This window comes from Rhizobium sp. NLR10b (assembly GCF_019685435.1).
Lineage (GTDB): Bacteria > Pseudomonadota > Alphaproteobacteria > Rhizobiales > Rhizobiaceae > Rhizobium.
Genome location: NZ_JABDWV010000004.1, coordinates 251,223 through 263,478 on the forward strand (window position 1 = coordinate 251,223; position 12,256 = coordinate 263,478).

Sequence of the window (12,256 nt, forward strand, 5' to 3'; positions counted from 1 at the left end):
AGAAATGCCATTTTTCTGTTAAAACCGGCTTAACACTACCGATCCCCGAATTCGGGGGAGCCGCGGATCACAGTTTCGCCAAGCGATCCGAGACCCCTTCCCTCCAGCCCGCGAATCCCCGAAAATAGCCCATGGCCATCAGACAGCTTTCCGAAACGCTCATCAACCAGATCGCCGCCGGCGAAGTCATCGAACGGCCGGCGAGCGCTGCCAAGGAATTGATCGAGAACGCGCTCGATGCGGGGGCGACGCGCATTGAGATCGCCACGGCAGGCGGCGGCAAGGCGCTGCTGCGGGTCAGCGACAACGGCTTCGGCATGGACGCCGCCGATCTGGAACTGGCAATCAGGCGCCATTGCACCTCGAAGATCTCCGAGACGCTCGAGGATATCAGAACGCTCGGTTTCCGCGGCGAGGCGCTGCCGTCGATCGGGTCCGTGGCGAGGCTCAGCATCGCAAGCCGCAAGCGCGACAGTGCCGGCGGCCACGAGATCGCCGTTGCCGGCGGCAAGGTCTTGCATCTCAGGCCCGCCGCCGCCAATCCCGGCACGATCGTCGAAGTCCGCGACCTGTTCTTCGCCACGCCTGCCCGGCTCAAATTCCTGAAGACAGAAAAGGCTGAAGCCGGCGCCATTACCGAGATCGTCAAACGCATGGCGATCGCCTTTCCCGCCGTGCGCTTCGTGCTGTCCGGCTCGGACCGCGCAACGCTGGAATTTCCGGCGACGGGCGACGATCATCTGGCGCGCATGGCGCAGGTGCTCGGCAAGGACTTCAGCGACAACGCCATTGCGCTCGACGCCGAGCGCGAGGAGATCGCGCTGACCGGCTTTGCCGGCGTGCCGACCTTCAATCGCGGTAACTCCGCGCATCAATATGCCTTCGTCAACGGCCGGCCGGTGCAGGACAAGCTGATCCTCTCGGCGATCCGCGGCGCCTATGCCGAGACGATCCCGTCCGGGCGTTATCCGGTGGCGGTGCTGTCGATCGCTCTCGATCCGGCCCTCGTCGACGTCAACGTGCATCCGGCCAAATCCGACGTGCGCTTCCGCGACCCGGGCCTGGTGCGTGGCCTGATCGTCGGCGCCATTCGCGAGGCGCTCGCGCGCGACGGCAGCCGGGCGGCAACGACTGGCGCAAGCGATATGCTGCGCGCCTTCCGCCCCGGTTTCCAGCCCTATGGGCAGCAGCCACAGGCGCCATGGTCGGCAGAGACCTCCCCTTCCCGCCCCTACCAGCCGGCACCGGCTTTTTCCGAACGGCCGCAGGCATCCTTCGACGGCCTGTCGATGCCGACCGCACGGGCCGAGCCGCAATTTTTTCCGGACCCCGTGTCTCCCGGCCTGGCCTCTCCTAGCCCGGCCGCGCCCGAAACCGTTGGGCGTTATCCGCTCGGCGCGGCACGGGCGCAGATCCACGCCAACTATATCGTCGCCCAGACCGAGGACGGGCTCGTCATCGTCGACCAGCATGCGGCGCATGAGCGGCTGGTGTTCGAGGCGATGCGCAAGGCGCTGCATTCGAAGCGGCTGGCCTCGCAGGTGCTGCTCATCCCCGAGATCGTCGACATTCCGGAAGAGGATTGCGACCGGCTGATGCTGCATGCGGCAGAGTTTGCCGAACTCGGTCTGGCGATCGAGCGTTTCGGTCCCGGTGCGATCGCGGTGCGCGAAACACCGGCCATGCTCGGCGAGGTCGACGCCCATGGCCTGATCCGCCAGCTTGCCGACGAGATCGCCGAATGGGATACGGCATCGGGCCTGTCGGCCAAGCTCGAATATGTGGCGGCGACCATGGCCTGCCATGGATCGGTTCGCTCCGGCCGGCGGCTGCGGCCGGAGGAAATGAACGCGCTACTGAGGGAAATGGAAGTGACGCCCGGCTCCGGCCAGTGCAATCACGGCCGGCCGACCTATATCGAATTGAAGCTCAGCGATATCGAACGGCTATTCGGCAGAAGCTGAAAAAGCTGGCAAAGCCGCCTTTGCGGGAGTATGGCAAACGGATGACAGACTGTAGGGAACGGAGCGCATGAATTTGTTCGAAGGGCACGGAAACCGCGAGGCGAAGATCCGCTATCTCGACGGCGATTTCCAGATTCTCTCGCCCGGCTCCTATGTGGTCTGCGCGATGACCGGAAAAAACATCCCGCTCGACGAGCTGCGCTACTGGAGCGTCGCCCGGCAGGAGCCCTATGCCGACGTTATATCTGCAATCGAAGCCGACAAACGCGCCGGCGTGCTGCCGAACCAGCGGCGCTAGGGAGACGTGTGCCGATGGGTGGTCGGCGCAGGCATCTGACCGAGGGAATCGGCGATCAATTGCATCCCGAGCCCGGGGGCTGCGATTTCGCCAATCGAGCGGTCAGATGTCAGGCCCGCCCGGCGAAGGACGAGCCGTTTGCTTGAACAGATGCCCGCAAGGCATCGACTACGGCGTATGCGCTCTCAACAAATCGCATAGAGAAGCAGCTACTTGAATTTCGCCATGTTCTCGGCCGTCACGAGCGCCGCGCCGGAGTCAATTAATGATTCAACTTTCTCGCCGCGAATAGACTTTACCAGCGCATCCACGCCGAGTTCCGCCATCTTGGTGGGAAACTGCGCCACTGATGCATCCTCGATTCCATTCTTCAGCGCTTCCTCTTCGCCGCAGCAAAAGTCGAAACCGACCAGCACAATCTTGTCACTGGCAATGCCGGCGTTCTTGATTGCGCGTGCCGCGCCAGCAGCGGGGGGGCCGCAAGCGGCATAAATGGCCTTGAGGTCCGGGTTTTTCGTCAACAGATCCTCGGCGACACTGATCCCGAGTTCCTCGGTGCAGTTGGTTGCACCTTTCCCGACGATCTTGACGTCAACGCCCTTCAGTCCTTCGAGCATACCCTTCACACGGTCATCGAGCGCCGGCACACCGGGCACGCCCTCGAGTATCCCGAGCGTATCGCCGTCATGGAGCACGGTTTTGAGGTATTCCCCCGCGATTTTGCCTGCGGCGAGGTTGTCGGTGGTGGCAAGCGCTGTCCTGCCGTTCCAATCCGGAATGTTGTTGTCCATCAGCACGACTTTGATACCGGCCGCTACCGCCTTGTCCAGGGCCGTCGACACGGTGGGATCGACGGGCGTGAGGGCGATGCCCTGCACCCCTCGTGTCACCATCGACTCAATCTGCGCGATCTGGCCTTCGATGTCGGTTGCGGACGTACCCTGGCCGTAGATGATCTCGACGCCCGGATTTCTCTTGGCGTAATCTTTCGCTGCGTCTTCCATTGTTGCGAAGAACGGTACAGGGAACTTGGTTATAAACCCGAGCTTCACTGGCTCCTCCGCCAGGGACGGGACTACAGAGACGACCAGGAGCGCAACAGCTCCCAGTAGGGATTGCGGTTTCATGATTACACCTCCCGTGTTTCGACCGCCCTCTTCTAGAGCGCGATCTCGTTTTCCGCTGCCCCAACCAAGCAGCGATCCCCTCAAGCCTCCGCACCGACGATCATCGCAACAACGTCCTGCTTGTTCGCCTCTGTGGGCTTCACTTCACCCACCTTGCGACCCTGCCGGAGGACAACCGCCCGATCGGCGATCTCAATGACATGCTCCATGTTATGGGTGATGATGATCACGGCATTGCCGTCGGCTTTGAGCTGATTGATAATGTCAAGAACCTGGCGAGACTCGCGAAGGCCGAGCGCCGCGGTGGGTTCGTCAAGGATCACCAGTTTGCGCGCAAAAACAATGGCACGTGCGACCGCGATCGCCTGTCGCTGTCCCCCCGACATCAGTGCGACCGGTGCGTCGAATTTCGGCAGCTTAACCTTCAGGCGATCGATGACGTTCGCTGCTTCCCGCTTCATTTCGCCCGTGCTGAGAAAGCGGAGCGGACGCGGCAACCAGGAGGGGAAAGAGATCTCCCGACCGCAGTAGAAATTCTGCACGGGGGTCAGGTTGTCGAAAAGCGCCAGATCCTGATAGACGGTTTCAATCCCGGCGCGGCGGGCGGCCGCAGTTGAATGAAGCGATACCGGAGCACCATCTATAAGGATCTCTCCTTCGTCGAGACTATGGAGCCCGCTGATGCATTTGACGAGTGTCGACTTGCCGGCGCCGTTGTCACCCAGGAGAGCCGTTACCTCACCTGAATAAGCATCGAAACTTACATTCTTCAGGGCATGGATTGCGCCAAAGCGCTTTTGGGCATTTCGAACCGAAAGTGCCGGTGTGGTGGATGCCGGGTTCATTGCACTGCCGCCGATTGAAGCACGCGTGCGCGCGACTCGAGATGGTTACGAAGCACGTCAGCTTCGACGGCGATGACGATGACGAACCCAATCGCGATCATCTGAAAGAACACGTCGACGCCGAGAAGGTTAAGCGCATTGCGGATGACGCCGATCAACACGGCGCCCATTAGGGCGTGGCCAAGGTGGCCTCGTCCGCCAAGGAAGCTGGCGCCACCGATGATCACAGCAGCAATCGTGTCAAGTTCCAGGAGATTGCCGTAGATCGGCGAGGCGGCACCGGTCCGCCCGGCAAGCAGCACCGCGCCCACGCCGGCACAAAAGCCAGAAACGATGTAGGTCGAGAGCAGAACGCCTCTTACCGGGATGCCCATGCTTGTCGCGGCGTTCGGCGAGCCGCCGACGGCATAGATCCATCGGCCGCAGACCATCGACTTCGTCAGAATCAGAAAAACGATCCCGAACATCCCGATGACAAAAAAAGAATTGGGTACGCCAAGCGTCGTCCCGCCGCCGATGGCGGTAACTGCATCCGGCATCCCACGTATGGTCGTGTGACCCGGAGCCAATTCGAGGGCCAGACCGCGGCAGATGCTCAAAGTCGCAAGCGTGATGATAAAGGGATGTGGCAGTCGACCATAGACAAAGACCAGGCCGTTTATAGCGCCAACGGCAGCACCGGCAAGCAGCATGGCCATGATGACGATGAACGATGAGTCAACCTGCTGGTAGACAAGTCCGCCAATGACTGTCGCCAGTGCAAGGTTCGAGCCTACAGAGAGGTCGATGCCGCGCGTCAGGATGACAAGCTGTTGGCCCATTGCCACCACAGCGATCACTGCTGTCTGCGCGAGGATGTTCCCGAGGTTTACCGGTTTTAAAAAAGCCGGGGTGACAATACTGACCACGGCGATAAGCATAATGAGGATTAACAGTGGACCCAGGCTCAACAGCTTCAGTCCCAGTGCGATGCCAGATTGTCTCGGATGGAAGGTTGCGTCCTGCGAACCACCAGGCCGGGACGAATTTTGAGGCAGCGTCCTGGAGTCTTCCAAATTCCCCGAGCCTCCCTGGTTTTTTATACATAAGAAACATATGATACACGTACGTCAACTTGTTTTTTATGGATATCTAGTCAGATCAGCAGTTGTGCCATGAGAACCGATACGACTTTCAAGCGGGCGTTCAACGATATGATCGACATTGTCCGCACGTTCGATCTTGGGGAGGAGTTACCCTCCGAAAATGCACTGCGCGCCCAGCTCGGCGTAAGCAGGACAACAGTGCGAAAGGTGCTGGCAGGAATGTCCGCACGTGGAATCATCGTATCTGAAGCGCACAGGCGGATCGTCCGTGAGCAACCGCTGCCGATAGAACGCTATCCACGCGAAGAGACCTTGGCGATTTCGGAACAGGTCGAAACAAGCTTCATGGACTGGATGTTGCGCGGTGATGCCTGCCCGGGCACAGAAATCAACGAGGCGGAACTAGCTCGTAGGTTCGGCGTCGCAACAACGATCGTCCGTGAGTTTCTCAATCGATTTCAGAAATATGGGCTGATCGAGAAACGCCCCAACGCAGGCTGGGTCTTCAAAGGGTTCACAGCGAGTTTCGCACTCGAACTGTTTGAGATCAGAGAAATGTTCGAAATGCGTTCGGCGCGGCTGTTCGCGGCCCTGCCCGACAGCTCGCCGGTCTGGAAGCAGCTCCACTCTACGCGGAGCGCACATTTGGAACTGCTCGCCGATATCGACTCCCGGTATCAGGATTTCTCGGAATTGGACAGCCGGTTTCACCGGCTGATTACGGCAGTTGCACCAAACCGATTCATTGAAAGCTTCCAAGACGTGATCGCCATGGTGTTTCACTATCACTATCAGTGGAACAAGCGTGATGAACGGGCGCGGAACGAGGTCGCCATCAGGGAACATCTTGCGCTCATCGAAGCCCTCGAAAGCCGCAATATCGCGTTGATCGATCACGCCTGTCGGTTGCATCTGACGTCTGCTCGCGAAACTTTGCTTCATTCGATCGCATGATCGGGTTGCAGGCAGATTTAGGCGGCCCAGGTGGTTCACAGCAGCCAGTTACGGCCGCTCGGCCGTTCCTGAAGTTACTTTAGCCCCAGCCTTCAATTCCCTGAGGCGCCGATCACGGCAGGCAATGATTGCCCGGTCGATGATCAGACCCGGGGCGAGATGATCCTCGAAGACCATGTCGACCTCGATCACCTTGGCCTTCTGCGCCAATTGCTCCGCCTTGCCGTGATGACCGGAGAGGCGAACGAAATCCTTTGAGGTGGTGACGATCAGGAGGTCCTGGCGTTCGGCCGTCGTCAGGATATCGTCGATCTCCTCCTCGGTCAGGTGTTCGTGGTCGCCGAAGGTCTTGGCGACCGTGATCTCGGCGCCGCGCGATTCGACGGTGCGGAAGAATTTGGCGGGATCGGCGATACCGGCGAAGGCAAGCACCTTGATGCCGGCAAGCCTGTTGTCGCCGCGTACCTTCAGCGATGCGGTGAAATAGGGCTTTGCCGCGCGTGCCGCCATGCGGACGATGCCATCGGCAGCATTACCGCCGCCTACCTTCAGCAGTGCCGTCGCCGAACTCAGCTGCTGGCGGATCGGCGCGCGGACCGGGCCGGCCGGCACGATATGGCCGTTGCCAAGGCCGCGCGTCGCGTCGATGACGAGCAGCGCATAGTCGATCGCCAGCCGGGCGCTCTGAAACCCGTCATCCATGATGATGAGGTCGGCGCCTTCCGCGACCAAGCGCCGAGCGCCGTCGACACGCCGGCGGGAAATCACCGTTAGCGCCTCCTGGGCGAGCAAAAGCGGTTCATCGCCGACGGCGACCGCCCGGTGATGATGGGGATCGACCACCGTCGTCACGTCGAGCGAGCCGCCGTAACCTCTGCTGAGAAAGCCGGGCTTCAGGCCTTTCGCCTTGGCGGCGCGGGCGAGCGTCAGCGCCGTCGGCGTCTTGCCGGCGCCGCCGACGGTGAAATTGCCGACACAGATGACGGGAACGGAAACCGAAGCGCGGCGCGCATGGGCCATGCGATGGCCGGCGATACGGCCGTAGAGAAAGGACAGCGGCGCCAGCAGCCAGGCGCGCCAATCGGCTTTCCTCCACCAGAACGGCGGCGCTTCTGAAATCATTTTGCCGTCCCGCTCCCCGCCCGGCCAGAGAATTCGTTTTCCCGGCGGGATTGAGAGGTTAAAATCGATGAAAATGCAAGCCTTTACGATCAGGCCGGCTGCAGATCGGGCAGCAACGTCTCAAGGGCGGTGATATCGTCGAGCACATGATCGGCCGCCGCGGCAAGTGAATCGCGCGAGCCGGTTCCCGTCAACACGGCGATCCTAAGTCCCGTGCCGGCATTCAGGCCCATGTGCAGATCGTGGTTGTTGTCGCCGACCATGGCGACCTCGGATGGCAAAAGCCCGGTCGCAGCGCAGAAGCCGAGCACCATGCCCGGCTCCGGCTTGACGCCGAAGCCGCTGTCGTAGCCGGCGATATAATCGACATAGCGGGCGAAACCGAAGCGCTCCGCCGTCTGGCGGATGGAGCGCTCATTGTCGCTGGAGGCAACGCCGAGCTTGAAACCGCGCCGATGCAGCCTTGCGAAAAAGCCGGCAAGGTCGGTCACCGGCACGGAAAATTCAGCGGCGCCGGAAAAGAGGTCGTCGAGACGGATCGTCAATTCCCCGATATCGATCATCGATCCGGCGGCGACGAGCCCCTCGGCGATCTGCCTTGTATTGCCGGCGGCGAGCAGGCTGTCGGGAACGATATGGCCGCTCACCGGATCCATGCCGCAGGCAGACAGCAGCCGGTCGGCCAGAAGTGGGTCGCCCTCAGCGGCGATGCGGGCAAGCTCGCGATTGACCGGCAGCCAGCTCTCGTCATAGTCGAGCAGCGTGCCGTCCTTGTCGAAGAGGATGCCTTTGATATGCGCCGGGCCCGACATCGCGTCTCCTCAGACCTGGGCCGCGGCCTTGGGCAACAAACGCGCCTTGACCGTCAGCGGATTGATATAGGGTTCGAGCCCCTTCACCGTCGCCGATAGTGCGCCCCGCATCTCGTGCACGGTGGCGACGCCGGCCTCGATCATGGTACGGCGGGCTTCATCATTGGTCAGCAGGTAATGCACGCCCTTGGCCAGCATTTCGGTATCGCGCACCATGCGGGCGCTGCCGCTGCGGGCGAGCTTCTGATAGGCCTCGCGGAAATTCTGCACATTGCCGCCGGAGAGGATGGCGCAGCCGAGCATGGCAGGCTCCAACGGGTTCTGACCACCCTCGGCAAAGAGCGAGCGGCCGACGAAAGCGATTTCGGTCAGACGGAGATAAAGCCCCATTTCGCCGATCGTATCGCCAAGGAAAACATCGACATCGGCCGACAGGACATCGTCACGGGTGCGGCGGGCGACCTTCAGTCCCTGCTTGACCAGCGCCGCCTCGATCTCGTCGCTGCGCTCGGGATGGCGGGGCACGATGATCGTCAATTGACGATCGCGCTCCTTCAGGGCGCGATGGACGATGCCGGCGGCATTCTCCTCGCCGTCGAAGGTGGAGATCGCCGCCCAGGTCTTGCGATCGCCGATCTGCTTCCTGTAGCGGGAGAAGACAGCGCTGTCATAAGGCGGGGCGTCGGTATCGACCTTCAGATTGCCCGAGGTGATGACGGGAACGGCACCGAGATTGCGGAACCGCTCGGCATCGACATCGGATTGGGCAATGACGAGGGCGAGGTTTTCGAACAAGGCCTCCGCAATCGACGGGCGGCGGCGCCAGCGGGCAAAGGAGCGGTCCGACATGCGGGCATTGACCAGGATCTGCGGGATGCGGCGACGGCCGAGCTCCAGCACCGTCGCCGGCCAGATCTCGGATTCGGCGATAATGGCGCAATCGGGCTGCCAATAGTCGAGGAAGCGGCTGACGGATGGTTTCAGATCCAGCGGCACATATTGATGGATCGCCTCCTGGCCGAGGCGCTCGGCGGCGAGCCTGGCGGAGGTGATGGTGCCGGTGGTCAGGATGACATGGATCTCGCGGCGGCGGATTTCGCGGATCAGCGGAATGACGGCATTGGTTTCGCCGACACTTGCAGCATGGAACCAGACGAGCGGGCCTTGCGGCCGGTTGGCGCTCGGATAGCCGAAGCGTTCCAGGCGGCGCGCCCGGTCTTCCTTGCCCTTGGCCGTGCGGTAGGTCAGATAGAGGCCGACGACCGGTGAGGCCACGGTTCCCGCCAGACGGTATGTGCTCAGACCGAGCCGCGCCATCCGGGAGCTCATCGCGCCAGCCTCCGACCCAAGACGATCGACATCAAACCCATTCCCTTATTATCGTTGCGGCCGGAATGGCCGATCAATTTGTTCAGAATGCGTCAAACGATCCGGATCGACGGGCGCCCGATGCACGAAGGCCCGTTCGGCTGGCGGCGGCTGCCGAGGTCAGTTGCCCCCAGCCTTTTGATGCGGATCGAGCAGACGGTGCATGTGGACGATGAAATAGCGCATATGCGCATTGTCGACCGTCTGCTGCGCCTTCGCCTTCCAGGCCGTCAGCGCCGAGGCATAGTCGGGAAAAATGCCGACGATATCGAGACCGTCCAGATCACGGAACTGGACGTCTTCGAGGCTTTCCAGTTCGCCGCCAAAAACGAGGTGCAAAAGCTGCTTCTTGTCACCGGAGTCAGTCATTTTCTTGTTCTCTTTCTGCCGAATTCCTCCGCCACCTCATCTGCGGGATTTTGACGGAAACGTCAACCGTCTCCTCGCCCGGCAAAAGCCGTTAGAAACTCATCGATCCGGGCCGTCGGCGCCGCACAGAGCACCTTATGGGTGACGTCCGCCCTGTTATAGACGATCGGCTTGCCGTCGAGATCGACGAGGCGGCCACCGGCGCAGGCCAGAACGAGATCAGCGGCGGCAAGGTCCCAGTCGTGCGAATTGCCCTTGACGAAGGTGGCTTCGAGGCGGCCGTCCGCCACCATGGCGATGCGATAGGCGAGCGATGGAATATATTTTTCGCGCCTCACGCGGTCACGGAACGCCGGCGGAAACGTCCTCAACAGGTCTTCGCCGACCGCAAGCCGGCTCACCTCGTCCGGCCCGGCGGCGGAAACGGTGAAGGGCACGCCGTTCTTCAGCGCCACGCCGCCATCGACCGCTTCGTAGAGCTCTTCGAGCGCGGGCGCATAGAGCACACCGGCGACCGGGCGACCGCGATGCACGACCGCGACGCTGACGCACCAGACCAGCTGCCCACCGAGGAAGGCGCGGGTGCCGTCGATCGGATCGACGATGAACAGCGTCTCGCACGAGAGGCGGTCAGCATCGTCCTCGGTTTCCTCCGACAGCCAGCCATAATCCGGCCGCGCCTTGCGCAGGATCGTTTCAAGCGTCTTGTTGGCGGCGAAATCGGCGGCGCTGACGGGAGAGCGGTCGCCGTTCTTCCACCAGACCTCGGGAGACTGGTTGAAGAAGCCGAAGGCGACCGCGCCGGCCTCCTTGGCAGCATCGGCGATCAAGGCGAGATCGCTCTGCCAACGCAGCTTTTCGCTATCGCTCATCCGTCAACCCATTTCCTGCCGCCCGCTTCTCACTGTCCGGCGAGCGTCATGCCTTCGATCGCGAAGGTCGGAGCCGCGACGCCGAACTTGCGGTCGATGTCATTTGCCGGCGTCAGGCGCATGAACATGTCCTTGAGGTTCGAGGCAATCGTCACCTCGGACACCGGGAACGTAAGTTCGCCGTTCTCGATCCAGAAGCCGGTGGCGCCGCGGCTGTATTCGCCGGTGATCATGTTGACGCCGTGGCCGATCAGTTCGGTGACGTAAAAACCGTTGCCGGTGCTGCGGATCAGCTCCTCCGGCGAGATCTCGCCCGGCTCAAGGGCAAGGTTGGTGGAAGACGGCGTGACGGCGCTGCCGCCGCGCACGCCGCGGCCATTGGTCCGCAGGCCGAGTTCGCGGGCCGTCGAGGTCGAGAGGAACCAGTGCTTCAGGACACCGTCTTCGATCATGACAAGCCGCTCGCCGGACACGCCCTCACCGTCGAAGGGACGCGAGGAAGGCCCGCGCACGATCAGCGGATCGTCGGTGATCGACAGCCCTGACTTCAGCACCTGCTGACCCATCCTGTCGCGCAGGAAGCTGGTCTTTCGGGCGACGGCGGCACCGTTGATCGCACCGGCGATATGGCCGACGAAACCGCGGGCGACGCGCGGATCAAAGACGACCGTGACATTCTTGCCGGTCGGCACCTGGCGCGGATTGACACGCTTGACCACCCGTTCGCCGGCCCGGCGGCCGATTTCGGCGGGATCGTCGAGTTCGGCGTAATAAAGCCGGCTGTCGAAATCATAGTCGCGCTCCATGCCGGTGCCTTCGCCTGCGATGACGCTGACGGAGTTGCCGAAACGGGAGGCCATGTAACTGCCTTGGAAACCGTGCGATGTGGCGAGAACGAGGCCGCCCATGCCGGCCGACGCGCCGGCGCCGGAGGAATTGGTGACGCCCGTGACTTCAAGAGCTGCCGTCTCGGCGGCAAGAGCCGCCTCGCGCAACATCTCCGAGGAGACTTCGGTGGCATCGAGCAACTGCAGGTCGGGATAGGACTTGGCAAGGTTCGCCTCGTCCGCCAGGCACGCATACGGGTCTTCCGGGGAAACCTTGGCCATGGCGACGGCCCGTTCGGCCAGCGCCTGGAGATCGAAGCCCGGATTGGCCGAAACGCTGGCGACGCGCTTGCCGATGAAGACGCGGAGCGAAAAATCGTCGCTTTCCGACGATTCTGTCCCCTCGACCTTGCCAAGCCGGACGCTGACCGATTGCGAGCGAGAGCGAACGACGACGGCGTCGGCAGCGTCGGCGCCCGCCTTCCTTGCCAGATCGATCAATTGACTTGCGCGGGAAAGAAGTGTCGAGGAATCGATTTCAGAGGACATGATTTGGCCTTTCCTTCGGCATCCATTTATTGTGCACTCTCCCTGGCATCAAGGCCGCCGCCGC

General features: G+C 61.9%; 12 protein-coding genes. 3 read left to right on the forward strand and 9 right to left on the reverse strand.

Annotated features, from left to right (window positions below):
* Positions 1-131 precede the first annotated feature (131 nt).
* On the forward strand, positions 132-1,964 hold the full coding sequence (mutL, locus tag HJB91_RS08265; RefSeq protein ID WP_210629018.1) for a DNA mismatch repair endonuclease MutL: 1,833 nt from the start codon (positions 132-134) through the stop codon (positions 1,962-1,964).
* A 67-nt stretch (positions 1,965-2,031) separates the two neighbouring features.
* A complete protein-coding gene (locus HJB91_RS08270) occupies positions 2,032-2,262 on the forward strand; it encodes a DUF2093 domain-containing protein (RefSeq protein WP_010010632.1) in 231 nt (76 codons plus the stop codon).
* A 209-nt stretch (positions 2,263-2,471) separates the two neighbouring features.
* Here HJB91_RS08270 and HJB91_RS08275 read toward each other — a convergent pair whose 3' ends face one another.
* From HJB91_RS08275 to HJB91_RS08285, 3 genes are all read right to left on the reverse strand, one after another.
* Entirely contained in the window at positions 2,472-3,389 is a 918-nt protein-coding gene (locus HJB91_RS08275; protein ID WP_210629020.1) for a sugar ABC transporter substrate-binding protein, read from the reverse strand.
* Positions 3,390-3,469: 80 nt separating this feature from the next.
* On the reverse strand, positions 3,470-4,234 hold the full coding sequence (locus tag HJB91_RS08280) for an ATP-binding cassette domain-containing protein (RefSeq protein ID WP_210629021.1): 765 nt from the start codon (positions 4,232-4,234) through the stop codon (positions 3,470-3,472).
* Entirely contained in the window at positions 4,231-5,289 is a 1,059-nt protein-coding gene (locus tag HJB91_RS08285; RefSeq protein WP_210629022.1) for an ABC transporter permease, read from the reverse strand. The genes HJB91_RS08280 and HJB91_RS08285 overlap by 4 nt, the downstream gene beginning before the upstream one ends.
* A 99-nt stretch (positions 5,290-5,388) precedes the next feature.
* Between HJB91_RS08285 and HJB91_RS08290 the strand changes: the two genes are divergently transcribed.
* Positions 5,389-6,273, forward strand: coding sequence for a GntR family transcriptional regulator (locus HJB91_RS08290; protein WP_221146696.1), 885 nt, complete (start codon positions 5,389-5,391; stop codon positions 6,271-6,273).
* 48 nt (positions 6,274-6,321) lie between these two features.
* Here the strand turns inward: HJB91_RS08290 and lpxK are convergent, their stop codons facing one another.
* The 6 genes from lpxK to HJB91_RS08320 all read right to left on the reverse strand — a co-directional run bounded on the left by lpxK (position 6,322) and on the right by HJB91_RS08320 (position 12,192).
* On the reverse strand, positions 6,322-7,395 hold the full coding sequence (gene lpxK, locus HJB91_RS08295) for a tetraacyldisaccharide 4'-kinase (protein WP_221146697.1): 1,074 nt from the start codon (positions 7,393-7,395) through the stop codon (positions 6,322-6,324).
* Positions 7,396-7,484: 89 nt separating this feature from the next.
* Positions 7,485-8,207 carry an HAD family hydrolase gene (locus tag HJB91_RS08300; RefSeq protein ID WP_210629025.1) on the reverse strand — a complete coding sequence of 241 codons (723 nt, stop codon included), beginning with the start codon at positions 8,205-8,207 and terminating at the stop codon, positions 7,485-7,487.
* 9 nt (positions 8,208-8,216) lie between these two features.
* Positions 8,217-9,536 carry a lipid IV(A) 3-deoxy-D-manno-octulosonic acid transferase gene (gene waaA, locus HJB91_RS08305; protein ID WP_210629026.1) on the reverse strand — a complete coding sequence of 440 codons (1,320 nt, stop codon included), beginning with the start codon at positions 9,534-9,536 and terminating at the stop codon, positions 8,217-8,219.
* 159 nt (positions 9,537-9,695) lie between these two features.
* Positions 9,696-9,944: a DUF4170 domain-containing protein gene (locus tag HJB91_RS08310; protein WP_210629027.1), complete on the reverse strand. Its 249-nt coding sequence runs from the start codon at positions 9,942-9,944 to the stop codon at positions 9,696-9,698.
* Between the two features lie 62 nt (positions 9,945-10,006).
* Positions 10,007-10,816, reverse strand: a complete 810-nt coding sequence (locus tag HJB91_RS08315) for a 3'(2'),5'-bisphosphate nucleotidase CysQ (protein ID WP_221154340.1) — start codon at positions 10,814-10,816, stop codon at positions 10,007-10,009.
* A gap of 29 nt (positions 10,817-10,845) precedes the next feature.
* On the reverse strand, positions 10,846-12,192 hold the full coding sequence (locus HJB91_RS08320) for a TldD/PmbA family protein (RefSeq protein WP_210629029.1): 1,347 nt from the start codon (positions 12,190-12,192) through the stop codon (positions 10,846-10,848).
* Positions 12,193-12,256: the final 64 nt, after the last annotated feature.